Origin of the sequence: Flavobacterium chungnamense, from assembly GCF_039539165.1 — a bacterium.
GTDB classification, from domain to species: domain Bacteria; phylum Bacteroidota; class Bacteroidia; order Flavobacteriales; family Flavobacteriaceae; genus Flavobacterium; species Flavobacterium chungnamense.
Genome location: NZ_BAABCS010000020.1, coordinates 41237 through 66677, shown reverse-complemented (window position 1 = coordinate 66677; position 25441 = coordinate 41237). Strand labels below are relative to the sequence as shown.

25 protein-coding genes are annotated in these 25441 nt (G+C 30.4%); 15 read left to right on the top strand and 10 right to left on the bottom strand.

Going from position 1 to position 25441, the window contains the following annotated elements; all coding sequences use genetic code 11:
- Positions 1-168: 168 nt before the first annotated feature.
- The 5 genes from thrA (at position 169) to ABD771_RS10720 (ending at position 6836) form a co-directional block, all read left to right on the top strand.
- Positions 169-2616 carry a bifunctional aspartate kinase/homoserine dehydrogenase I gene (gene thrA / locus ABD771_RS10740; RefSeq protein WP_345094381.1) on the top strand — a complete coding sequence of 816 codons (2448 nt, stop codon included), beginning with the start codon at positions 169-171 and terminating at the stop codon, positions 2614-2616.
- Positions 2617-2725: 109 nt separating this feature from the next.
- Positions 2726-3658: a homoserine kinase gene (locus ABD771_RS10735; RefSeq protein ID WP_345094379.1), complete on the top strand. Its 933-nt coding sequence runs from the start codon at positions 2726-2728 to the stop codon at positions 3656-3658.
- A gap of 78 nt (positions 3659-3736) precedes the next feature.
- Positions 3737-5029 (top strand): threonine synthase, encoded by a 1293-nt coding sequence (gene thrC, locus ABD771_RS10730; RefSeq protein ID WP_345094377.1) that lies wholly within the window; start codon positions 3737-3739, stop codon positions 5027-5029.
- A gap of 2 nt (positions 5030-5031) precedes the next feature.
- On the top strand, positions 5032-5886 hold the full coding sequence (locus tag ABD771_RS10725) for an aldose 1-epimerase family protein (RefSeq protein WP_345094375.1): 855 nt from the start codon (positions 5032-5034) through the stop codon (positions 5884-5886).
- A gap of 89 nt (positions 5887-5975) precedes the next feature.
- Entirely contained in the window at positions 5976-6836 is an 861-nt protein-coding gene (locus tag ABD771_RS10720) for a L,D-transpeptidase (RefSeq protein ID WP_345094373.1), read from the top strand.
- A 2-nt stretch (positions 6837-6838) separates the two neighbouring features.
- Here the strand turns inward: ABD771_RS10720 and ABD771_RS10715 are convergent, their stop codons facing one another.
- Positions 6839-7678, bottom strand: coding sequence for an NAD(P)H-hydrate dehydratase (locus ABD771_RS10715; protein WP_345094371.1), 840 nt, complete (start codon positions 7676-7678; stop codon positions 6839-6841).
- Positions 7679-7781: 103 nt separating this feature from the next.
- On the opposite strand from ABD771_RS10715, the gene ABD771_RS10710 reads away from it, so the two are divergent.
- Positions 7782-8234: an OmpA family protein gene (locus ABD771_RS10710; RefSeq protein ID WP_345094368.1), complete on the top strand. Its 453-nt coding sequence runs from the start codon at positions 7782-7784 to the stop codon at positions 8232-8234.
- 40 nt (positions 8235-8274) lie between these two features.
- On the opposite strand, the gene ABD771_RS10705 is transcribed toward ABD771_RS10710, so the two are convergent.
- The gene (locus ABD771_RS10705; RefSeq protein WP_345094366.1) at positions 8275-9267 is read right to left on the bottom strand and encodes a coiled-coil domain-containing protein; all 993 of its coding nucleotides are present in this window, start codon (positions 9265-9267) and stop codon (positions 8275-8277) included.
- 129 nt (positions 9268-9396) lie between these two features.
- Complete coding sequence (locus ABD771_RS10700; protein WP_345094364.1) at positions 9397-10281, bottom strand: hypothetical protein; 885 nt, start codon at positions 10279-10281, stop codon at positions 9397-9399.
- Positions 10282-10378: 97 nt separating this feature from the next.
- On the opposite strand from ABD771_RS10700, the gene ABD771_RS10695 reads away from it, so the two are divergent.
- The 6 genes from ABD771_RS10695 (at position 10379) to ABD771_RS10670 (ending at position 14880) form a co-directional block, all read left to right on the top strand.
- Positions 10379-11422: a formimidoylglutamase gene (locus tag ABD771_RS10695; protein WP_345094362.1), complete on the top strand. Its 1044-nt coding sequence runs from the start codon at positions 10379-10381 to the stop codon at positions 11420-11422.
- 34 nt (positions 11423-11456) lie between these two features.
- A complete protein-coding gene (locus ABD771_RS10690) occupies positions 11457-12140 on the top strand; it encodes a porin family protein (RefSeq protein WP_345094360.1) in 684 nt (227 codons plus the stop codon).
- Between the two features lie 84 nt (positions 12141-12224).
- Positions 12225-12608, top strand: coding sequence for a hypothetical protein (locus tag ABD771_RS10685; protein ID WP_345094359.1), 384 nt, complete (start codon positions 12225-12227; stop codon positions 12606-12608).
- A 5-nt stretch (positions 12609-12613) separates the two neighbouring features.
- On the top strand, positions 12614-12964 hold the full coding sequence (locus tag ABD771_RS10680; RefSeq protein WP_345094356.1) for a DUF2200 domain-containing protein: 351 nt from the start codon (positions 12614-12616) through the stop codon (positions 12962-12964).
- A gap of 59 nt (positions 12965-13023) precedes the next feature.
- The gene (locus ABD771_RS10675) at positions 13024-13479 is read left to right on the top strand and encodes a DUF5063 domain-containing protein (protein ID WP_345094353.1); all 456 of its coding nucleotides are present in this window, start codon (positions 13024-13026) and stop codon (positions 13477-13479) included.
- 150 nt (positions 13480-13629) lie between these two features.
- Positions 13630-14880, top strand: a complete 1251-nt coding sequence (locus tag ABD771_RS10670; protein ID WP_345094350.1) for a DEAD/DEAH box helicase — start codon at positions 13630-13632, stop codon at positions 14878-14880.
- Here ABD771_RS10670 and ABD771_RS10665 read toward each other — a convergent pair.
- The 4 genes from ABD771_RS10665 to holA all read right to left on the bottom strand — a co-directional run bounded on the left by ABD771_RS10665 (position 14877) and on the right by holA (position 20685).
- Complete coding sequence (locus ABD771_RS10665; protein ID WP_345094348.1) at positions 14877-17084, bottom strand: tetratricopeptide repeat-containing hybrid sensor histidine kinase/response regulator; 2208 nt, start codon at positions 17082-17084, stop codon at positions 14877-14879. The genes ABD771_RS10670 and ABD771_RS10665 overlap by 4 nt on opposite strands.
- 87 nt (positions 17085-17171) lie before the next feature.
- On the bottom strand, positions 17172-18866 hold the full coding sequence (gene ettA / locus ABD771_RS10660) for an energy-dependent translational throttle protein EttA (RefSeq protein ID WP_345094346.1): 1695 nt from the start codon (positions 18864-18866) through the stop codon (positions 17172-17174).
- Between the two features lie 26 nt (positions 18867-18892).
- Positions 18893-19075: a CAL67264 family membrane protein gene (locus ABD771_RS10655; RefSeq protein ID WP_345094344.1), complete on the bottom strand. Its 183-nt coding sequence runs from the start codon at positions 19073-19075 to the stop codon at positions 18893-18895.
- Between the two features lie 605 nt (positions 19076-19680).
- Positions 19681-20685, bottom strand: coding sequence for a DNA polymerase III subunit delta (gene holA / locus ABD771_RS10650; RefSeq protein WP_345094342.1), 1005 nt, complete (start codon positions 20683-20685; stop codon positions 19681-19683).
- Positions 20686-20748: 63 nt separating this feature from the next.
- On the opposite strand from holA, the gene ABD771_RS10645 reads away from it, so the two are divergent.
- The 3 genes from ABD771_RS10645 to ABD771_RS10635 all read left to right on the top strand — a co-directional run bounded on the left by ABD771_RS10645 (position 20749) and on the right by ABD771_RS10635 (position 23169).
- Entirely contained in the window at positions 20749-21204 is a 456-nt protein-coding gene (locus ABD771_RS10645) for a type I restriction enzyme HsdR N-terminal domain-containing protein (RefSeq protein WP_345094340.1), read from the top strand.
- A gap of 3 nt (positions 21205-21207) precedes the next feature.
- Positions 21208-22197, top strand: coding sequence for a glycosyltransferase family 2 protein (locus tag ABD771_RS10640; protein WP_345094338.1), 990 nt, complete (start codon positions 21208-21210; stop codon positions 22195-22197).
- 96 nt (positions 22198-22293) lie between these two features.
- Positions 22294-23169, top strand: a complete 876-nt coding sequence (locus ABD771_RS10635; protein WP_425556488.1) for an OmpA/MotB family protein — start codon at positions 22294-22296, stop codon at positions 23167-23169.
- Here the strand turns inward: ABD771_RS10635 and ABD771_RS10630 are convergent.
- Genes ABD771_RS10630 through ABD771_RS10620 form a run of 3 tightly spaced genes read right to left on the bottom strand, consistent with a single transcriptional unit; the run spans position 23099 to position 25434 of the window.
- Positions 23099-24121: a carboxypeptidase-like regulatory domain-containing protein gene (locus ABD771_RS10630; protein ID WP_345094333.1), complete on the bottom strand. Its 1023-nt coding sequence runs from the start codon at positions 24119-24121 to the stop codon at positions 23099-23101. The two genes, ABD771_RS10635 and ABD771_RS10630, sit on opposite strands and share 71 nt — an antisense overlap.
- 2 nt (positions 24122-24123) lie before the next feature.
- Positions 24124-24744, bottom strand: coding sequence for an L-threonylcarbamoyladenylate synthase (locus tag ABD771_RS10625; protein ID WP_298308086.1), 621 nt, complete (start codon positions 24742-24744; stop codon positions 24124-24126).
- Positions 24745-24786: 42 nt separating this feature from the next.
- Positions 24787-25434 carry a hypothetical protein gene (locus ABD771_RS10620; protein WP_345094330.1) on the bottom strand — a complete coding sequence of 216 codons (648 nt, stop codon included), beginning with the start codon at positions 25432-25434 and terminating at the stop codon, positions 24787-24789.
- Between the last annotated feature and the right edge of the window lie 7 nt (positions 25435-25441).

The following is a 25441-nucleotide window of genomic DNA, read 5'->3' as shown; positions in this document are numbered from 1 at the left end:
CAACCACTTCTTTGGTTGCGACTTTTGTTGGCACAACATCTACAACAACTACAACCCCATTTGGGGTATAATTTTCACATATAATCCAATTTCTATGGGCTTTCAATTGAGAGCTGTCAATCCTTATTGAGGACTAATAACTCATATCCTATGATTAATAACTAAACTATGATAACACTAAAATTCGGTGGCACTTCGGTAGCCAATGCCCAAAACATAAAACTCGTAATCGAAATTGTCAATGAAAAAGCCAAGGGAAATAAACTCGCCGTAGTAGCTTCTGCATTGAATGGTGTAACTGATATGCTAATAAATGCTTCTAAAAAAGCAGCTGCAAAAGATGAATCGTACAAAATTGCAATTGATGAAATCAAGCAAAAACACTTTGATACTATTACTGATTTAGTTGATAATTCAAATCAAAATCAATTACTAATCAAGATAAATAGTCAAATTAATCAGCTACAAACCTTGCTTGATGGCTGTTTTCTTTTGGGCGAATTATCTCCAAGAACTGCTGATGCGATTGCTAGTTTTGGTGAATTATTATCCTCGCAAATTATTGCAACGGCTTTGCAACAAACCATTCCAAACAGTGCTTTTAAAGACAGTCGTGAGTTAATCAAAACCAATTCTAACTTCGGAAAAGCATCAGTTGATTTTGAATTAACAAATAAATTAATTGCCTATTATTTTGGTTCTAATAAATCGCAAGTCGTTCTTTTACCTGGTTTTATTGCTTCTGATGAACATCAAAACACTACAACTCTTGGACGAGGTGGTTCCGATTACACAGCTGCTATAATTGCAAATGGAACAAAATCGGAAGCTTTAGAAATTTGGACTGATGTCAATGGAATGTTTACTGCCAATCCAAAAATTGTAAAACAAGCACAACCTATTGAATTTATTTCCTACCAAGAAGCCATGGAATTGTCGCATTTTGGTGCTAAAGTATTGTATCCGCCAACGATTCAACCGGTTTTTAATTCTCAGATTCCAATTTGGATTAAAAACACTTTCGAATCTCAAGCACTTGGAACTTACATCTCTAGTGAAAATAAAGCTTCCAACAACCCAATAAAAGGAATTTCTCATATCGATAAAATTGCTTTGTTAACTTTAGAAGGTTCGGGAATGATTGGTGTTGCTGGTTCTTCTAAACGCTTATTTTCAGTGCTTTCGCAAAATAATATTAACGTTATTTTTATCACACAAGCTTCATCGGAACATTCTATTTGCATTGGAATTCAAAACCAAGATGCTGATTTGGCAAAAAAAGCAATTGAAACAGAATTTGAATTAGAAATTAGTCAAAATAAAATCGATCCATGTCTTGTAGAAAAAGACTTGTGCATTGTAGCTTTAGTAGGTGAAAACATGAAAAATCATCAAGGTTTGAGTGGCAAAATGTTCAGTACTTTAGGAAAAAATAACGTTAATATTAGAGCCATTGCGCAAGGAGCTTCTGAAAGAAATATTTCGGTGGTAATCAACGAAAATGATGTTAAGAAAGCTTTGAATACTTTGCACGAACGTTTCTTTGAAGATAACACCAAACAGTTGAATTTATTTGTAATGGGTGTTGGAAATGTGGGCGAAAAATTCATTGATCAAATCAACCAACAGAAGAAATTTTTGAAAGAAAATCTAAAGATAAATGTTCGAGTAATTGCACTTTCCAATTCACGCAAAATGTTTTTTGATGAAGATGGAATGAACTTAAAAGATTGGAAATCAATTATAGAAAATGGAGAAAATGCTAACGTTTCTGAATTTATTACAAAAGCAAAAAGTCTGAATTTACGCAATAGTATTTTTGTAGATATTACTGCTAATCATGACATTGCATCGATTTATGACCAATTTTTAAAACAAAATATTGCAGTCGTTACTTGTAACAAAATTGCTTGTTCTTCCAAATTTGAAAATTACAAATACTTAAAATCTTTATCAAGAAAATACAACGCTCCTTTCCTTTTTGAAACAAATGTTGGAGCAGGTTTACCAATTATTGATACATTAAAACATTTGATTGCTTCAGGTGATAAAGTCAATAGAATCAATGCCGTTTTATCAGGAAGTTTGAACTTTATTTTTAATAATTTTAGTGATTCCTATAACTTTCATGATGTGGTAAAAGAAGCTGGAGTACAAGGTTTTACCGAACCCGATCCAAAAATAGATTTAAGTGGTGTTGATGTGGCTAGAAAAATTTTAATTCTAATTCGCGAAAGCGGTTACGAAATGGAAATGGAGCATATAGAAAACAATTGTTTCTTACCACAAGAATGCATGGAAACTACCAATAATGAAGATTTCTTCAAATCGCTAACCAAACATTCAAACCATTTTGAAAACCTTTTAGCGGAGGCAAAAGCGAAAGATTCTCGATTAAAATTCGTAGCTTCGTTTGATAACGGAAAAGCGAGTGTTAGTTTGCAATTTATTCCGAAAGAAAGTCCGTTTTACAATTTGGAAGGAAAAGACAATATCGTCGAATTTTACACCGATAGATACATCGACCAACCACTAATTATAAAAGGCGCAGGTGCTGGAGCAGCCGTAACCGCATCAGGAATTTTTGCAGATGTGATTCGAATTGGAAATGTATAATAAGCCACAAAGTCACTAAGCCACGAAGAATTTAGCTTTTTAGCAATAAAGATTTAAAAATAACTTTGCGCCTTAGCGTCTTTGCGGCAAAAAAATAGCGTCTTAAAATATGAATGAAATAAAAATATTCTGTCCAGCAACAATTGCCAATCTCAATTGCGGATTTGACGTAATGGGAACTTGTTTAGAAGGAATTGGTGACGAAATGATTATCAGAAAGACACCTGAAAAAGGCATTAGAATTACCAAAATAACAGGTGCCGATTTACCGACAGAAACCGAAAAAAATGTGGCTGGTGTTGCAGCTTTGGCTATTATAAAAAACTTGGGAATTGATTTTGGCTTCGAAATTGAAATCCATAAAAAAATCAAAGCTGGAAGTGGCATTGGAAGTTCTTCTGCAAGTGCGGCTGGAGCGGTTTTTGGAATTAATGAATTGCTTGGCAAACCATTTTCAAAACACGAATTAGTTGATTTTGCTATGAAAGGCGAAGCAATAGCTAGTGGTTGCGAACATGCCGACAACGTTGCTCCTTGCCTACTCGGTGGTTTTACTTTAGTTCGAGGTTACAATCCTTTAGATGTGATTCGAATTGAAAGTCCGAGTGAACTTTACGCTGTAGTCTTACATCCGCATATTGAGGTAAAAACAGCTGATGCTCGTGCCGTTTTACAACCTATGATTCCATTAAAAGACGCCATTACACAGACAGGAAATCTTGGTGGTTTAATTGCTGGTTTGTACACTTCCGATTATGAATTAATTGGACGTTCGCTGAAAGATGTAATTATCGAACCTTTAAGAAAACATTTAATTCCTAATTTTGATGAAGTGAAAAATGCTGCTTTGCTTAATGACGCTTTAGGATCAGGAATTTCTGGTGCTGGACCTTCGATTTTCGCACTTTGCAAAGGTCAAGATAAAGCCGAAAAAGTTGCCTTTGCCATGAGTGAAAGCTATCAAAATACTGGAATTGCATTTGATATGCACATTTCAAAAATAAACCCAAATGGAGTAAAAATTTTAGAAGTACGAAATTAGAAATACGAAATAAGAGGTATTGCAATCTCGTAATTATTTCTCACTTTCGTACTTCGTACATCGTAATTCGTACCTTTTATGAAGTATTACAGTTTAAACAATAAAGCAATCAAAGTTTCTTTTCAAGAAGCCGTTATTCAAGGACTTGCACCTGATAAAGGTTTGTATTTTCCTGAAACAATTAATCAATTACCGCAATCCTTTTTTGAAGATATTGAAAACCTATCTAACGAAGAAATTGCTTTTAAAGCCATTCAGCAATTTGTAGGCGACGACATTCCTGAAGCTGAGTTAAAACAAATCATTTCCGAAACCTTGTCGTTTGATTTTCCATTGGTTCAAGTAGAAGAAAATGTCTATTCGCTGGAGTTATTTCACGGGCCAACAATGGCTTTTAAAGACGTTGGTGCCCGATTTATGTCGAGATGTTTGGCCTATTTTAATAAAGATAAAGATCAAAAAAATACTGTTTTAGTGGCAACTTCTGGAGATACTGGTGGCGCAGTGGCTAGTGGTTTTCTTGGTGTAAAAGGCGTTAAAGTAGTGATTCTTTATCCTTCAGGAAAAGTTAGTGATATTCAAGAACGACAATTGACCACTTTAGGACAAAACATCACTGCTCTTGAAGTTGATGGCGTATTTGACGATTGCCAAGATATGGTCAAAAAAGCGTTTTTAGATGCCGATTTGAATTATAAAAACCTTACATCAGCAAATTCTATAAACATTGCTCGTTGGTTGCCACAAATGTTTTATTTCTTCTTTGCTTACAAAGAACTGAAAAAACACAACAAACCTTTAATCGTGTCTTGCCCAAGTGGAAATTTCGGAAATATTTGCGCTGGAATTATGGCTAAAAAATTAGGCTTGCCTCTAACCCATTTTGTAGCTTCAACGAATGCCAATGATACAATTCCAAGATTTTTAGAAAACGGATTTTATGACGCAAAGGTCTCTATTGCTACAATTTCAAATGCTATGGATGTTGGAAATCCAAGTAATTTTGTACGTATTCAAGAAATGTATAACAATGATTTATCTGAATTTGAAAAGGATTTTTCATCTTATACTTACACTGATGAAGAAACCAAATTTGCTATGAAAAATATTCATACCAATTCAGGATACATAGCCGAACCTCATGGTGCTGTTGGTTATTTGGGTTTGAAAAAGGAATTAGAAGAACAACCAAACTCAATTGGTTTCTTCCTTGAAACAGCACATCCTATCAAGTTTTTAGACATTGTTGAACCTGTTTTGAATGTGAAATTAGCTATTCCGAAGCAGATTGAAAGTGTTTTAGGAAAAGAAAAAGTTAGTATTAAAATTAAATCATTTGATGATTTAAAATTTTTTTTAAACCATAAATAGTTATGAATATTCAATTAGAAAATAAGATTTTTTCAATTTCAATAAATACTAAAGGTGCTGAATTAAATTCATTTAAAAATCAAATAGTTAACAAAGAATATATTTGGGAAGGAAATCCGGAATTTTGGGGTAAACATTCACCTATTTTATTTCCTATTGTAGGTGGATTAAAAAACGATTCTTATTCTTATAATGACAAAAAGTATAATTTATCTAGGCATGGTTTTGCAAGAGATTTTGAATTTGAAATCATTGAAAAAACTGATGTAAGTGTAATTTTTTCTTTAAAAGAAAATGATGAAACATTACAGAAATATCCATTTCATTTTGAGTTACAAATTAAATATGTGTTAACTGAAAATAAGTTAGTCATCATTTATCATATTAAAAACAACTCTAAGGCAGAAATGCCTTTTAATATTGGAGCACATCCAGCACTTTCTCTACCAAAAAACTTTACTAATTATAGTTTAGAATTTGAAAATCAAGAAGAATTAATAACTCATGAATTGGAAAATAATTTATTCTCTGGTGCTACTCGTACTATTGCACTTGATAAAGCCAATTTGCCGTTAAATTATTCTCTTTTTGAAAAAGATGCTTTAGTTTTTAAAACATTGGAATCAAAATCAGTTAAAATTTTGGATAATGGAAATCCGTTTTTGAAGGTGAATTATGAAGATTTTAGCAGTTTAGGAATTTGGACTATCAAAAACGCACCATTTATTTGTATTGAACCCTGGATAGGCTTTGCTGATGATATGTCTAGTAATGGAAATTTATTCGATAAAAAAAACATACAAATTTTGGAAGAAAATTCAAGTTTTGAAGCTTCGTTTTCTATTGAAATTTTATAATTTTTAGAATGGTATTTAAACAACTTATTTAGGTAATTGTGTAAAAGTTTATTCAAATTAAATGAAGAGTTTTGCACAAACCTGAACTTATGAAATCTAAAATTCTTCTTTTAACAATAATTTCAATTGTAACTTTAATTTCTTGTAAACAAAACAGAACTTCGGTACATCTAGCAAAAGAGATTGTTAGAAAACAACCCAAAGTAGTTTCTTATACAATGGAAAACACTAAAATGTGGTTGAAACAAAATGCAACTGACAGCTCAAAAATAGAAATTGTAACAGCTATAAATCGAACGGACAGAGCCAATTTATCTAAACTGGATTCCCTTGTGATTCCAAGTGATTTTGATGGTGATGTGGTTTATTATTTACCATTTCCATTGCAAGTTGACTATTTGAAAGACGTTGCTAAAGTTTTAATTTTCTCTTATCCAACGCAAACATTTGGTGCCTATAAAAACGGAGTCCTAACCTATTCTGGACCAACCAATATGGGTAGAAAAAAAGATAAAACACCTTTAGGATTGTTTTTTACCAATTGGAAAGCTGAAAAAACAACAAGTACTTTTGATGATGAATGGGAACTAAAATGGAATTTTAATATCGAAAATAAACTAGGAGTTGGCTTCCATGAATATAGTTTACCTGGATTACCTTTTTCACATTCTTGTTTACGATTGTTGGAAAAAGATGCCAAATTCCTTTATGAATGGGCAGATGAATGGATTTTGGATGATAAAGAAGAAATTAAAGTAAAAGGAACTCCAGTTATTGTATTTGGAAACTATACATATGATGAACCTAAACCTTGGTTACAATTGATTAAAAATCCAAAAATAATATCTATTTCAGTAGATGAAATTGAAAAGCAAACCACTCCATTTCTAAAAGAAATTTTAGAACAACAGAAAATTAGAGAAGATTTTACAGAAACCGCTACAAAATAAATTTAATTTTCTAAACTCAGATAAACTTTTCCTAAATATGAAATTATATCACTAGCAACAAACGCTTGATAACTCATTTCAGGTGCAGCAATATCAGCAGTTAATCCGTGAAGGTAAACACCTAAAATTGCAGCGTTTATTGGATTGTAACTTTGAGCAAGTAAACTAGTAATGATTCCTGATAAAACATCTCCGCTTCCAGCTGTTGCTAAGGCTTGATTTCCTGTAGTGTTTTGGTAAATTTCTGAATGGTAAATTACTAAAGTTGGTGCGCCTTTCACAACAACAACCAAATCATGATCCAAAGAAAACTGGATGACTTTTTCCAACTTTTCTTCCTCAGATTGCCATGTTCCAATTAGTCGTTCTAGCTCTTTTTTATGTGGTGTGATGATGGTTTTTTGTGGTAAAAGCGACAACCAGTTATTGTTTTTTGACAAAATATTCAATCCATCGGCATCAATAACCAAATTGGTTTTGTTCTGGAGTAAAAAATTGTAAAATGCCTTTTCGGTAATCACATCTTGTCCTATTCCCATGCCAATTCCGATGGCATCTGGTTCAATAGTGTATTCTATATTTGAAAGTACCTTTTCATTTTCATCGATCAAAACCATTGCTTCTGGAAATGCAATTTGAACAATTTCATAACCACATTTAGGTACAAATGCTGTAACCAAACCACAACCCGATTTCAAAGCGGCTTTACTTGACAAACACACCGAACCCATTTTACTATAACTGCCACCAATTAATAGCGCGTGACCTTGAATTCCTTTGTGAGTGTCGTTTACTATTGGTTTATAAATATCTAAAATAAAAGCTTTGTTTACTTTAATCATGCTATCTATTCTTTACATAAAGTTACTCAAAAAATCGACTTATTCCTAATGAAAACCATCTTTATTTTATTAAATTAGCCTTAATAAAAACTTTACAATGACTATGCTCAAAAACTTTTCAGTAATCCTATTAATATGCTCCTTTACTTTGACTAATCTTGTGGCACAGACGGCATCTAAAACGGAATTAGCAGCTCCAATCTATACACTTTATTATCCAACCAATCAATGGGAAGTTAGTGCTACAAATGCTTCTTTTTTGGATAATAATATTATTGATAAATTTGAAACAGAAAAATCTTCAAAATTCATTATTTATTTAGAAGGATACACCGATGATGTAGGAACTGAAATAAACAATCTTGAACTTTCTAAAAAAAGAGTTCAAGCTATAGCCGATTATCTTATTAGCAAAGGAATTACAACCGACCAAATGCAAATAAGTTATTTTGGTGAAACAAAACCCGAGAAAAGAAAAATTGCTATTTCTAAAAAACTAAAAGACATTCGTTACGCGAACAGAAGAGTTGTCATTAGAATCGAAAAAGTTCTTTAGCAATAAATGATCATGATGATGCATCAAAAAAACACATTCTCTATTTCAAAGTAAAATTATAACGGCCAACTAACTCATCTCTATCAAAAATATTGACAAAATACACACCTTTTTCGAAGTCTTTTTTAGCAAACTCTATGGTGCAATCCATTTGTTGGTTGTTGTAATTTAGGGTTTTACTTAAGCTGTATGTCAACGATTCATTATCAAAATACTCAGTGATGCGTTTGCCTAAAACATTGTTTTTTCCGTCAATAATCTGAATGTAGTAATTCTTTTCTCCACTTTTAGCCGTTGGATTATCATTGAGTGTAAAAGTAATTTTAATCAAATCGGCTTTTCCAGAAACGTTGGTTTCTATTTGTTTCGCAACAGATTTGATTGAGTACGCACCAGCTTTTACATTCGATAAAGTAACTTTAGAAAATTTCTCAAATCGAACTTGTGGTGAAGTTTTTTTAACTTCTACAACTTCTTGCTTAGGCAATTCTTTTTTAGTAAAAAAATCATCCGATTTAGGTTTTATAGATTCTGTTTTAGTTACAGCTAATGCCTCTTTCTTTGAAGGAATAGTCACTGGTGTAACTGTATTTTCTATTTTTGGTTGGTTTACTTTTTTGGCAACTTGAGCTTTTTCTTGCTTAATCGTAATATTTGTCTTCTTGTTTTTCAAAACTACAATCTCATCTACCAAAAGTCTCATTTTAGATTCTAAAGATTGGTATTGTGTTTTGTATTTTACTAAAGCTTGAGCATCATTTTTAGTTTTTTCTAACTCAGCAACTAATGCTTGAACTTTTTCGCGTTCTGCTTCAAGAGCATTATAATTATTGGTTTTTTCAGCAATTTTAGAATCATACATTTGTTTTAATTTTTCAATTTCTTGCATTACCTTTTTGTCATCGCTAATTCCAGTTGAAATTGAACCATTTTCGTTAGTATTGCCAAGAATATAGCCTATGGTTCCTGCCAACATCAGCAACAACAAACCAATAATTCCAATTAAAATACTAATACTTTTTTTATTGCTCATTACAATTCTATAATACTACAAAATAACATCAAAAAGTAGTATTTCAGTCGTTGATAAACTAACAAGTTATAAACAAAAAAGGCGTTTACCGTAGCAAACACCTTTTCCTATTTTGAATTAATAATTGTTTTATCGTAACGTAAAACTAGATTTTGAAACCAATTCTGCTTTATCAAATACATTTACAAAATACGTTCCTTTTTGAAAATCTTTTCCTGGTAAATCTTTAACCACATCAACTGTTTTATTTTCATATTTTACAGTAGATGTAAAACTATATGTTAACGATTTGTCACCAAAACTTGTAGTAACTTTATCGCCAAGAACATTGTTTTTACTATCAATAACTTGAACATAATACGTTTTATCACCAGATTTAGCTACGCTGTTTTCTGCAATAGTAAAACTCACTTTCAAGATATCTACTCTACTCGCTTTGTCTGTTTCTACTTGTTTTCCAGAACCTTTCAATTTATAAGAACCAGTTTTCAAATTTAATACAGACAATTTAGAAGCTTTTTCTACGGTTTTAGAAAGTTCTTCATTCTGACCTACAAGTACTTGATTATAATTTTTAGAATCTGCCAAAACTACTTTTGTACTATCTAAATTTGTAGTAAGTGTTTGATTTTCTTTTTTCAACACAGCAACATCTTGCATCAAACTGTTCATTTTAGTTTGCAATGCAGCTACTTGTTGTTTGTATTTTGCCATAGCATTTACATCACCTTTAGATTTCTCTAATTGCGCCATCAATCCAACAACTTTTTCTCTTTCAGCGATTAACTCATCAGACATTGATGTGTTTTCTGCAATTGCAGCATCATAAGTAGCTTTTAGTTCTTCTAAATCTTTAAGAACATTGTCTTTTTCTGTTTTAACAGAAGAAACCTCAGTTTCAAGAGTTTTAGTATCGGTTGTCAATTTGAAGATGTAAAACAAACTTCCCAACAACAATAATGAAAGCACTAGAATGATGGCTTTTAACGATGTATTACCTTTTTGATTTTCCATTTGGGTACAATTTTTTGTTAAGCAAATTTAATAATATTTAATTGTATAACGTAACTTTACATAATTATATTATTTTTGAAGCCAAAGATTTATTTCTATGGAAAAATTGATTCGTTTTACTTCAGCCGATTTGTCAAAGATTACTAATCATCGCAGCGGTGAAGTGAAATTTGGAGAAAAAATGGTAACCATTCCAAAAGAAAAAGATGTAGCTAAATTCCTTAAAGAATGTGAGCAACAATTTGTTTTATTCGGAATTCCAGAAGATATTGGAATTAGAGCCAATTATGGCCGACCTGGAGCAAGTACTGCTTGGGAAAGTGCTATAAAAAGTATAGCTAATATTCAACACAATCGTTTTTGCAAAGGCTCACAGATTGTGGTTTTGGGCGCATTAGATGTAGCCGAAGAAATGGAATTGGTTCAAAATCTTGATTTTAATGTAACTGCCGACAGAAAGAAATTAAGCGAGTTAGTAGTAAAAATTGACAAAGAAGTAGCGCATATTATTTCGATAATCGTAGCTGCCGGAAAAATACCTTTGGTGATTGGTGGCGGACATAACAATGCCTACGGAAATATAAAAGGAACAGCTTTAGCAAAAGGAAAACCAATCAATGCAGTAAACTTTGATGCGCATTCCGATTTCAGAATTTTGGAAGGTCGCCATAGCGGAAACGGATTTTCGTATGCTTTTGAAGAAGGTTTTCTCAAGAAATATTTCATCTTTGGTTTGCACCATTGCTATACTTCCAAAAGTGTTTTAGACAAACTCAAAACCTTAAAAGACAGAGTGCTTTACAACACATACGATAGCATGAAGATTAAAATGACTAAAAATTTTAATAGCGAAATGCAATTTGCCCTAGATTTCATAAAAAATGATTCCTATGGAGTAGAAATTGACTTAGATTCAATTCCCAATATTCCTTGTAGTGCTATGACATTAAGTGGTTTTTCTGTGGAAGAAGTGCGTCAATTCATTTACTTTTTTGGTAAACACCAAAATGCGGCATACCTGCACATTTGCGAAGGTGCACCAAGTTTAGACCACGATAAAAACAGCCACTTAGTTGGAAAATTAATTGGCTATTTAGTAACCGATTTCATTAAAGCTAAAACATTAGTGGAGTTGAGTTAAGAAATGTTTTTTGTAAACTATCAAAATTGTTCCAATGAAAAAAAGCCTTTTAATTTTTACGCTACTAACTTCCTTTTTTTCTTTTTCACAAAGTTCCAAAATTAAGTTTGGTTTTCAAGCTGGTTTCAACTATTCTAATTACAGAGGATATACTGTTCCTTCAGCTTACAGTCAAGTATATAACGAAAGTCCTGCGTTTGCTTATTTAGGAGGAATAAATTTCGAATACCAAATGAAGGAAAAATTAAGCCTAAAAATAGAACTTAATTACGAACGCAAAAGCCAAAAAGCGGCAAACAATATTTATATCAGACAGAATTTTGACGATCCAATGCAAGAATATAATTTCACTTCCAAAAGACATTATGATTATTTAGTGCTACCCATTTTATTAAAATATAATTTTACAAATAAAGATAGCTTCTACCTCAATAGCGGACCTTTTATTGGATTTTTATTGCAATCCAAATTTACAAACGACCTTAATGTATCTGGATTTGGCTCTTCAGATGTTGTTACTACAAAGAATAATAAAAAAACTGATTTTGGATGGTCTTTTGGACTAGGCAGAAGCTTTGATTTAAAAAATAAGAAAACAATTAATCTAGAAATAAGAGAAAACCTCGGACTAACAAACACTAGTAAAATAGACGTTTGGAACGGTGGAACTGTAAAAACCAATTCGATAAACTTAATTGTGGGAATGTCATTTAACTAAAAGGGATTCTTTTAAAAAAACGTATGGTCTATACTGACATTTAATTTTATTTTTAAATTTGAAAAGCATTAAAAACCCAAAAAAATGAAAAAAGTACTTTTACTTCTATTGATTATTTCAACTACAGTTTTTTCAACATCATGTTCTAAAGATGATGATAATCCAAACCCATACGTTGGAAATTGGACTGGAACAATCGACGGAGGTTTTGTTGGAACTTGGACTGGTAAAATTTTACCTAACGGAAATTTTAGTGGCAAAGTAATAACAAACCAATCAAGTCCTGACCATGATTTTAGTTTGTCTGGTCAAGTCAATCAAAATGGCGATTTAGTAGGAACCATGAAAAATACAACCTTCAATATCACCACAGATTTTATAGGAAGTTTTCAAAGTAAAACCGGAAGTGGTACTTGGACATTTAATGGTGCAGGAATGGATGGCACTTGGAACTCTTCAAAGAATTAATAATTATGGAAAATCATAGAATATTCACAACTTCTTTTGCGAGTGTTTATCCACATTATATAAACAAAGCTGAGAAAAAAGGTCGAAGCAAAGAAGAAGTTGACACCATCGTTCGTTGGCTTACTGGATACAATCCAGAGCAATTGCAACAGATTTTAGATAACAAGATTACTTTCGAAACCTTCTTTGAACAAGCTCCACAATTAAACGAAAATGTTACTAAAATAACTGGAGTAATTTGTGGTTATAGAATAGAAGAAATCGAAGACAAATTGATGCAAAAGATTCGTTATTTAGATAAACTAATAGACGAATTGGCTAAAGGTAGAACCATGGAGAAGATTTTGAGAAAATAAATTAACTATTATCAAACGACAAATTTTAAAGTAATTAAAACTTATTAAAAACCATCAAAATGAAAGACCTAATTACAACGATAGATGAAATTATTAAGTATGGATTACAATCAAACATAATTGAATCAAATAAAGAAAAAGAATTAGAAAAGAATCTTGTAAAACTTTACTATTTATATTTTGATATTAATTACGAATTTGATGAAAATGAATATTTAGAATTTGACATTCAAAAATTTTCAAATATCAAAGACAATTTAAAAACTAATTTTGGCAATTTTGGTTTTTACAAAACTATACTTGATATAAATGATATTGATAATATTGAAGATTCTGCATTAGGAGATGCAACTGACGATTTATTAGATATTATAAAAGATCTTTTAGAAATCAAATGGAGAATTGTAAATAATAGCTTAGCAGATGGTCTTTGGCATTTTGAGTTTATTTTTAAAAACCATACACAACAACATATTCTTGATTTATTAAATTACTTAAAACAAAAAAATGGTTGATTGTTCAAATAATATCATCCTAAAAATTGACAATAATTTGAAATATGTATAAATCAAATCTCAACTTCCCAATTTATTGACTAAAAATAAGGTTTAATAAATATAACCTATCTTTGCAACCACTTGAAACAGTTCAAGACGATTACAATTATGACATTCAGCGAATTAAATTTATTAAAAAACATACAACAGGCATTAACCGAAGAAGGTTATGAATCGCCTACTCCTATTCAACAACAAGCCATTCCTGTAATTCTTGAAGGAACCGATTTAGTAGGTTGTGCTCAAACTGGTACCGGAAAAACAGCTGCATTTGCTATTCCTATTATAAACATGTTACATCGTTTGGTAGGCTCTTCTTCCAAGAGAAAAGTTATAAGAACTTTGGTGGTTACTCCTACTCGTGAATTAGCTATTCAAATTGACGAAAGTTTCAATACTTACGGAAAATATACCAATATTCGTTCAATGGTTATTTTTGGTGGTGTGAGCCAAGTACCACAAGTTGATCAACTAAAAAAAGGAATAGATATTCTAATCGCAACGCCAGGAAGACTTTTAGATCTTCACAAACAAGGTTTTATCGATTTAGATCATTTGCATTTTCTAGTTTTAGATGAAGCTGACCAAATGTTGGATATGGGTTTTATTAATGATGTAAAGAAAATCGTAAAACTAACACCCGATAACAGACAAACACTTTTATTTTCTGCAACGATGCCTATGGCTATTCGTGAATTAGCAGATACTTTTTTGACCAAACCAAAGTATGTTTCGGTAGATCCAGTTTCTTCAACTGCAGAGAAAGTAAATCAAAAAGTCTATTTTGTTGGAAAAGAAGACAAAAGAAAATTATTATATCACATTATCAGAAATGATAAAATCGAAAATGTATTGGTTTTTACAAGAACTAAACATGGTGCTGATAACGTAGTAAAAGCATTAAAGAAAAATAATGTAACTGCAGAGGCAATTCACGGAGATAAATCGCAAAATGCTAGACAACGTGTTTTAGATGCATTCAAAAATAAAGAAATATCTGTATTAGTTGCCACCGATATTGCAGCTCGTGGAATTGATATCGAAAGTTTGCCTTATGTAATCAATTTTGATATTCCAAACATTTCAGAAACTTATGTTCACCGTATTGGAAGAACCGGAAGAGCTGGAAATACTGGTTTGGCAATTTCATTTTGTGCCAAAGACGAGCAGCCTTATTGGAAAGATATTGAAAAGCTAATCAAGATTAATGTAAAAGTAGAAAAAGAACATCCTTATCCCTACACAGACGAAGTTCCTAATCCGGATGCAAAACCAGATTTAAGAAATAAAAAGAAACCAGAATCTGGAAATTCAAGAAAATCAGATGCTTCTAAAAAGAATAAAAAACGTTGGTATTAATCAATGTTTTTTTTTATTACAAGACTATTAATAACCTGAAATAACTTAGCTTGTTCAAAAGGTTTGATAATAATATCATTCATACCACTAGAAAGAGCTTGTTCGGTAATTTCTTGTTTGTCAAATGCAGTCAAGGCTATTATTGGTGTAATAACACCTTTTTTCCTAATGAGTTTTGTAGTATCAAATCCATTAATAATTGGCATATTGATGTCCATTAAAATCACATCAAAATTTTCTTTGTCTAATAATTCTATAGCGGCGTAACCATCTTCAAGAATGGTACTTTTAAAATTATTGCTTTCCAGAATTTTCTTAGTAACAATTTGATTGATTTTATTGTCTTCCACGACAAGAATTTTGTAAAAATGATTTGAAGATAAATCAACAACAATGTTATTTATAATTTCATTCTTTTTGGTTTCATCAGCTTCAAAACCAATGGTAAATGAAAATGTAGTTCCAACACCTTCTTCACTTTCAAGATGAATTTTACTTCCAAACAATTCGGTTAATTTTTGAACAATAGATAGACCTAATCCAGTACCTTGATAATCTCCTTCTTTACGTTCTATTTGAACAAACTTCTCAAAAATTTTCTCTTGATCTTCTATTGCTATACCTACACCATTATCTTCAATACTGAAATAAATATAATGTTTAGTTCCTTCTATTCTTTCTTGTTTTGCTGTAACTATAACTTTACCATCTTTGGTAAATTTCAATGCATTACTAACTAAATTCATGAATACTTGTGACAAACGCAGTTTATCTCCAATTAAGAATTCAGGTATATTTATATCAATATTAGCAATTAATTTATTGTTGTTTTTTACTGCAATAAATTCTAAGGAATCAACAATAGTTTTAATTTCGTCAGAAACATTAAAAATCATATTTTCCAATGAGATTTTATTTTCTTCTATTTTATTGATTTGAAGTAAATCATTCACTAATGACAAAAGATATCTTGCTGAAAATTTTAAAGAATTTAAATGCGGACTATTAGCTAACTCTTTGTGCTCATCAAGAATAATGTTTGTAATTCCAACAACTCCATAAAGAGGCGTTCTTAATTCATGACTAATTGTTGAAACAAACTGAGTTTTTAATTGAGAAGCTATTTCTGCTTTTTCTTTAGCAACTTTCAATTCCTCGTTTGTTAATTTTAACTCGCGGTTCGATTGTTCCCTGAAAACATTATTTTTATACAATGAATAAAGCAATAACAACAAAATGAAAAGGATAATTACAAAAAGTAAAACAATTAATTTAGATTCTTTTAAATCTTTTGATTGCTTTGATTTTTCAACTTCAATTTTATCAATTTGTCTTTGATATTCAGCTAATTCAATTTCACTTCCCGCTAATTTTACTTTTTTAATACGCTCATCATTATAAACTTTTTCTTTTAGTTGCTGATGAAGATTTAGGTAATAAAATGCTTTTTCATAATTCTTGTTTTTTTTGTAATGCTTTGAAAAATCATTGTAAACATCACAAATATTAGAATCTAAAAGCTCAGAAGTGTTTTGTTTACTTAAATTTATAGCTTCAGTAAAAAACTGTTCTGCTTTGGTATTGTCATTATAAAAACTATAATAGGAGCCCATCATAGTACATAAAGAAATTTTAGCTTCTAATTCATTATTTTTAAGTACATAATCTTTAGTTCTTTCAAGATAGCCAATTCCATTTTTAAAATCATTAATTGCAAAATAAGCTGATGCAATATTAAGTTTAGTGTACATGATTTCTATAGAATCTTTTATTTTTTCCGAAAAAAACAGAGCTTTCTTATAGTATTCAATACTTTTTTTGAAATTATTTTTTCTGTAAGAATAATAACTTCCAATATTGTTATTTACCCAATCTCGAATAGAATCATTTTTAGCTAATTCTACATGCTTGAGTGCTTTCTGATAATACTCAAATCCTTTATCCGGATTGTAAAATTCTTCAAAATTAAGTCCAATAATATTGTAGGCTTTTGCCATTAATGCATCGTCCTTTATTTTATATGCATTGTCTAAAGCCGTTTTTGACAATTTGAGTGACTTGTCTACATCTAAATTAAAAAAAGCAGAACCTGCATTGGCTAACAAATTTTCAATTTCTTTTTTTGAACGAACTTGTTCTTGAGAAAAGAAAAACTGAGAACCCAAAAAGGCTATTAGTAGAAATACAATTTTAAATAATTTCAAAATAATCAAATTATAAGTTTAAAGTTTGGGGCTTTAATTTTATAAAAAAAAATCCCAACCTAAAATTGGGATTTGATGCAAATATACTTAATTTCTAATTAACTTTTTATATTTTAATCTTTTAGGTGTCAAGTCACCACCTAATCGTTTTTTCTTGTTTTCTTCATATTCAGAGAAACCTCCTTCAAAGCAATACACTTGAGAATCGCCTTCAAAGGCTAAAATATGAGTACAAATTCTATCTAAAAACCATCTATCGTGAGAAATAACTACTGCACATCCTGCAAAATTCTCTAAACCTTCTTCTAAAGCACGTAATGTATTAATATCTAAATCGTTGGTTGGCTCATCTAGTAAAAGTACGTTTCCTTCTTCTTTTAAAGTCATTGCAAGATGTAAACGGTTTCGTTCACCTCCAGAAAGCGCTGATACTTTTTTGTTTTGCTCGCTTCCACCGAAATTAAAACGTGATAAATAAGCTCTTGAATTAACTTGTCGTCCACCCATCATAATAAGTTCTTGACCATCACAGAAGTTTTCCCAAATAGATTTATTTGGATCAATATTAGAGTGCGCTTGATCAACGTAAGCTATTTTAACTGTTTCACCAGTTTCAAATGTTCCTCCATCAGGAGTTTCTTCTCCCATGATCATTCTGAAAATAGTTGATTTTCCTGCACCATTTGGTCCAATAATTCCAACTATTCCTGCTTGTGGTAATGTGAAATTCAAATCATCATATAATAATTTATCTCCAAATGCCTTTGCTACACCTTTAGCTTCTATAACATTTGTTCCTAAACGTGGTCCATTTGGAATGTAGATTTCTAATTTTTCATCTAATTCTTTTTGGTCTTCGTTCAATAATTTATCATAGTTCTGAAGACGTGCTTTTTGTTTGGTTTGTCTTCCTTTTGCTCCTTGACGAACCCAGTCCAACTCACGTTCTAAAGTTTTTCTACGTTTTGAAGCTGTTTTTTCTTCTTGCTCCATTCGTTTAGATTTTTGATCTAACCAAGAGGAATAATTTCCTTTCCATGGAATACCTTCACCTCTATCAAGTTCTAAAATCCAACCAGCAACGTTGTCTAAGAAATATCTATCGTGGGTTACTGCAATTACAGTTCCAGCATATTGTGCTAAATGTTGTTCTAACCAAAGAACTGATTCAGCATCTAAGTGATTTGTTGGCTCATCTAATAATAAAACGTCTGGTTGTTGTAATAATAAACGACATAAAGCCACACGACGACGCTCTCCACCAGATAAGTGTTTGATAGGTGTATCGCCTTCTGGTGTGCGTAAAGCATCCATTGCAATTTCAAGTTTGGTATCTAATTCCCAAGCACCAGAAGCGTCAATCTTATCTTGTAAATCAGCTTGTCTGTCCATCAGTTTTTGCATTTTATCTGCATCTTCATAAACTTCTGGCAAACCAAACATATCATTAATCTTGTTGAACTCTTCTAGAACGGCAACAGTTTCTGCTACACCTTCCTTTACGATTTCAATAACCGTCTTAGTATCGTCTAATTGTGGTTCTTGTTCTAAATAACCAACTGTGTAACCTGGTTGAAAAACCACATCACCTTGATAGTTTTTATCAACTCCAGCAATGATTTTTAATAACGATGATTTTCCAGAACCATTAAGTCCAAGAATACCAATTTTAGCTCCATAAAAGAAACTTAAATAGATGTTTTTCAACACTTGCTTATCACTTCCTTGATACGATTTACTCAATTTTTGCATTGAGAAAATTACTTTCTTATCGTCTGACATTTTTATTTTGTTATATTAATTTAAAACTAAACTCTTCCTTTTAATGCATTAAAAACCCATGCGTTGGCTAAAAAACCTACGCCAGTTGCTCCAAAGCCCCAACCAGCTGTTTCATCATATCTGAATGCTCCTAATCCAATTAGAATTAATCCCATTACAATCATTATTAAAGTAGCCCAACCAAAAACAGTATTTTTATTCATTCCCATAATTTGCAATTTAATTTATTTTTGAGGAGTACAAATATCGTGAATATTGATGAAATTTTAAACTAATTTTTAAATTTATAAAACAATGATAGAATTACAACTAATGACGAACCAATAATATTAATAATTATATCTTTTATGTTGGTTTCTTTTAAATAAAAAATAGGTTTTTGCTGATAAAAATTCTGAAAATACTCATTTAAAAATCCTATTCCATTAAATGCAATAAACACAATTAATAAATTCAGATAAAATTTACTTGAAATCAAATTGAAAATCAGCATGTAAACATATAATGTTAGGCAAATCACAAAAGCAAAAAACAAGTGTTCTAAACTATTTAAATGATAATCAATGGTTTTAGAAAAATTAAAAATATCTATTCTTACAAAAATAATAAAACCTAAAAAGGATAAAAACAACCAATTATAAAACTTATGTGATTTTATTTTTAAATAATTTGAATTAGAATTTAAGTATTCAAATGATAGGTAAAATAATACTTCGTAAATCAACAAAAAGCTAATGTTTGAGACTATTGTAACAAAAAATAAAAATAGAAAAAGTAATCTTTGAATATTTAATTGGTTCATAAAAACTCTATGCTAATTAAAAATCTTAACCAACATTTCCTTTAATAAATCGTGATTTGGTAACGAATTAGCACCTACACCTTTGCTTTTTACATCAATATCTCGCAATGTTGCTACAATTGAACTCACTTTTTTCATAGGATAGTTTTTTAAAGCAACATCATAATCCTTTAAGAAATAAGGACTAACACCCAAAACAGCAGCAACATTTTTAGGATTTTTATCTTTTAATCCATGATACTTCAACAGCTTTATAAAGAAACTAAAAACCAAACTTGTAGTCACAACCATCGGATTATCTTTTGGGTTATCCGCAAAATATTGTGCAATTTGATAGGCTTTCAATTGATTTCTTGAACCTAACGCATTTTGCAATTCAAAGACATTAAAATCTTTACTAAAACCAATATTTTCTTCGATATCCTTCGGATTAATGGTATGACCTTTTGGTAAAATAATTTGTAGTTTGTTCAATTCATTACTGATTCTGCTCAAGTCATTTCCTAGAAATTCAACTAACATTGCATTTGCTTTAGGTTCAATTGAATATCCTTTACCTTGTAAAACTCTTGAAATCCATGTACCAACTTGATTGTCGTACATTTTTTTACTTTCAAAAACTACTCCATGCTTGTCTAACAATTTGGTAACTTTTTTACGTTTATCGAGTGTTTTATATTTGTAAGCAAAAACTAAAACGGTTGTAGGTTGCGGATTTTCTACATAACTTTCAATTTTATCAATAGTTCGTGATAATTCTTGAGCTTCACGAACTACAACAACCTGTCTATCAGACATCATTGGAAAACGTTTTGCATTTCCAACAACATCTTCAATGGTCACGTCTCTTCCGTATAAAATAGTTTGATTGAAATCGCGTTCATGTTCTTGCAAGATATTTTGCTCAATATATTCGGTCAATTTATCAATATAATAAGGCTCATCACCCATTAAAAAATAAATAGGTTTGATATTTCCTGCTTTTATATCATTGATAATTTTTACAACTTCATCCATTATTATAAGTATTCAGTGTTCAGTAGCAGTTGGCAGTTTGTATAAATTAACTATTTTTGCTTCATGCAAAAACTCAATTTTCCAACATTTACGTTTCGGTTCAAAAATAGTGAAAATAAAGTAGCTATCTTCGATGAAATTAGGAAAAAATTTATCATTCTCACTCCAGAAGAATGGGTTCGTCAGCATGTAGTTCAGTTTTTATTACAAGAGAAAAACTATCCTAAATCGTATATTAACGTTGAAAAACTAATTAAAATTAATGATTTAAATAAGAGATATGATGTAGTTGTATATCAACCAAATGGAGAATTATTTTTATTAATAGAATGTAAGGCACCTGAGGTGAAAATATCACAACAAACCTTTGATCAAATTGCAAGATATAATTTAGTTTTAAAAGCCAAATATCTTATGGTAACTAATGGCTTAAATCATTATTTTTGCCAAATGGATTTTGAAAATGAAAAATACGTTTTTCTAAAAGAACTTCCTGAATTTGAAACTACAAATAAATAAATTTTGAAAAAAATCGCTGTCGTTGTATTGAATTGGAATGGTGTAAAATTGTTAGAACAGTTTCTGCCATCTGTCATTTCCTATTCTAGTGAGGCTTCAATTTATGTTGCCGACAATGCTTCTACGGATAATTCTATTCAATTTGTAAAAGATAATTATCCAACCATAAAAATCATCAAAAACGATGGGAATTATGGATTTTCAAATGGCTATAACATTGCTTTACAACAAGTTGAAGAAGAGTATTATTGTCTTTTAAATTCAGATGTTGAAGTTACAGAAAACTGGCTTACTCCTATCCTTTCCATATTTGAATCTGAAAGTGATGTTGCCATAATTCAGCCAAAAATTCTTGATTTTAAGAGCAAAGAATATTTTGAGTATGCAGGAGCAGCAGGCGGATTTATTGACAAATATGGATTTCCTTTTTGTCGAGGAAGAATTTTTGAAACTATTGAAAAAGATAACCTTCAATATAATGATGAAAAAGATATCTTTTGGGCTAGTGGTGCTTGTTTTTTCATTAGAAAAGAAGTGTTTAGAAATTTAAATGGTTTTGATGGCGATTTCTTTGCGCATCAAGAGGAAATTGATTTATGCTGGAGAGCATTCAACGTTGGATATAAAGCAAAATATACTTCAAAATCTATTGTTTATCATGTTGGAGGTGCAACTTTGAATGAAGGAAATCCGAAGAAAACATTTTTAAACTTTAGAAATTCTTTGTTAATGCTTTTGAAAAATTTACCAAAAAACAAATTGTTTTCAATAATCTTCCTTAGATTGGTCTTAGATGGAATCGCTGGAATAAAATTTATTTTTCAAGGAAAATTTAAACATTGCTTTGCAATTATAAAGGCACACTTTCATTTTTATCATTTGATTTCCAAAAACTTAAAGAAACGAAACTCTGTTCAAAAGGAAAATTACTTTCACACCAAAAGTATAGTTTACTCCTATTTTGTTAAAGGAGGCAAGGTTTTTGAGAGATAATTAACAATACTTTATAGTAAATGTACGTTTTAACAATCAAGAAATTGTAATTTTGCAATATCAAAAATCAAATTCATTATGAGAAAAGTAATTTTTATGTTTTCATTGGCTGCATTGACATTAACATCGTGTGGAACCAAAAAGAAACTAGCTGAATTAGAGCAAAAAAACAAAGACTGTCAGGATTTATTAAATTCTACAACAGTAAAATTAAATATGTGCTTAACAGAAAGAGAAGCACTTGAAAAACAAAACGAATATTTAAAGAAAAATAATTCCGAGTTGATAAATAATGTTGGGAATATGACAACATTAACTCAGCAAGGAGCTGCTAATATTGAAAAAGCATTAGAGTCTATTAAAGAAAAAGATTTGAAAATTTCTAGAATGCAAGATGCTTTAACTAAAAAAGATAGTGTTACGCTAGCATTGGTAACAAGTTTAAAAAGTTCGGTTGGAATTTCAGATCCAGATATTGAAGTTAATGTAGAAAAAGGTGTGGTTTTTATTTCTATTGCTGATAAATTACTTTTCAAAAGCGGAAGTTATGTAGTAAGTGACAGAGCTAAAGAAGTTTTGGCAAAAGTTGCTAAAGTAGTTAACGACAAACCAACATTTGAATGTATGGTAGAAGGTCATACAGATAGCGTTCCATTTACAGGTAATGCTGTTTTGTTAGACAACTGGGATTTAAGTGTAAAACGTTCCACTGCAATTGTTAGAGTCTTAACTAAAGATTTAGGTGTAAAACCTTCTCAATTAATAGCTGCTGGACGTGGAGAATATGTGCCATTAGTGGATAACAAAACTGCTGAAAATAGAGCGACTAATAGAAGAACTAGAATCGTTGTTTTACCAAAAATCGATGAATTCTATNCCTTGAGAAATCGAGGCGTTTTTTTTATATTATACCATAATTCAACGGAACCATATCTGCAACTTTCAACTGTGCTATATATCCGGAAAAAATGATGTTCTCTACATTGGAATTATTGCCAAACTGATCTACAAAAAAAGTATCGGTTTCAAAAATTATTCTTGATTGTTGTTTCTTCTTATATAACAAATTGAATTCGGCAATAAACTTCTTTCCTACTAATGATTTATCTTGTTTACTAACAATAACTTGTTTAGAATCAGATTCTCCAGTTATCTTAAAATGATTATTAGGATTGTCTTGAAACTTACCTACAAACAGAAGAAAATTGTCTTTGTCCCAAACATTGTTTACTAAATTTCTAAAAAAATGCAATTGGGATCCTTCATAACATTTTTGGCGTTGCTTTAGTATTTTAGGATTTGATTCGACTTCTTCGTATCGAGATAATCCTAAATAAAAACTTCTATATACTTCTGAAGAACTTATGCTAGTTGACAAAAACTTAACTTCAAAATCAACCAATTCGTAGTTTATTTTGTAACCTAAAAGTGCATTATTGATTATTAAAGGTTTGTCTGAATAAGCTTTGAAAGTATTTGTGGCCTCATCATAATCAAAATATAAATCGTCTTCATTTTCTATTTTAGCTTTTCTTCCAACTGTTGTTTGCCCTAAAAATTGTTCACGAAATAATTGTAATTTTTGCTTTCTTGAAAAGCGATCTTTTTTCAAAACAACTTCATTCAGAATGTTAACGACTTCTTTTAGAACTATATTAAGTTCTTTACCATTATCATAATCTTTGATATATTGCGTTTGATATCCGATAAAACTAACGGCTAAAATACTATTAATTTTACCTCCATATTGCAATTGAAATGCTCCATCTTTATCAGCTATTGTTGCAATTGAAGTTCCATCAAAATAAATGTTTGCACCCGGCAAAGGTTGATTTTTTTCATCAATAATTTTACCTTTTACAACTTGAGCAAAAGAAATAGAAGTAATGATGAAAAATACAAGAAGGAACTTCACTAATTTCATATTTACAAAATATCTAAACTTCCTTTTCCTTCACGAATTACCTCTGGCTCATATCCTGACAAATCGATTATTGTTGATGGAATATTATAACCATAACCTCCATCAATTACAACATCTACAATGTTTTGCCATTTTTCAAAAATCAATTCAGGATCTGTAGAATATTCTAAAACTTCATCTTCATCATAAATTGAAGTTGAAATGATTGGATTACCCAATTCTTTTACAATAGCGCGAATAATGTTATTATCGGGTACACGAATTCCAACCGTTTTTTTATTTTTGAATACTTTTGGCAAGTCATTATTTCCTGGCAAAATAAAAGTATAAGGTCCTGGAAGAGCGCGTTTAAGTAATTTAAAAGTTGAAGTGTCAATTTGTTTAACATAGTCAGAAATGTGACTTAAATCGTAACAAATGAAAGACAGATTGGCTTTTTCAAGTTTGATTCCTTTAATTTTTGCCACTTTTTCTAAAGCTTTTAAATTGGTAATATCACAACCTAATCCATAGACAGTATCGGTTGGATAAATTATTAAACCACCATTTTTTAAAACATCAACTACTTTTTTGATAGCTGATTCGTTGGGTTTATCGTCGTATATTTTTATAAATTGTGACATAAAATTAAGGAATATATAAAGGTAAAGATACCACAAAAAACATTAAGGTGAATTAGAATTTGATAGTTCTTTAATATCCCAAGTTTCTAAAATATAATAATTCCAAATTCCTTTTTTTACTTCAATACTAACTTGAAAATCATCTGGATTTTTATCTAAGTAAGGTTTGATATCTTCATAACTAACTCTTATCCTCTCTTTTTTACCTTTGAAAATAAATCTAATTAAATTAGAACCACTTCTTCCTGTTGAATGGTGAAAATCATAAACTTTTAAAGTGTAAGTTTCGATTAAACTATTATTTGATTCTATTTTATTAATACCATCAAAAATTATATTAGAAGGAATCCAAAAAAGCATTACTGCTAACATAAAATGCATCAGAAATAAAAATGGCAAATAAATTATTTTATGAAAAATATTTTTTTCCTTTCTTATTGTAGGCAAAATATCTTTCCAATCAATTGAAAGTATATTAAATTTTACTATTAAAAATAAACCGATAACTACTGGTATCCAAAAAACAAATAAATCATATCGATTATCACTACCTATATACTCAGATTCAAAGAAATAATAATGTATTACACCAATTACAAGAATAGCTATTAGAAATTTATATTGAATCTCTTCTCTCTTTTTTTCTATAGTTTTATTAATTTTAGTGGATTTACTTTTTGTAATTTTCATTTTTGTG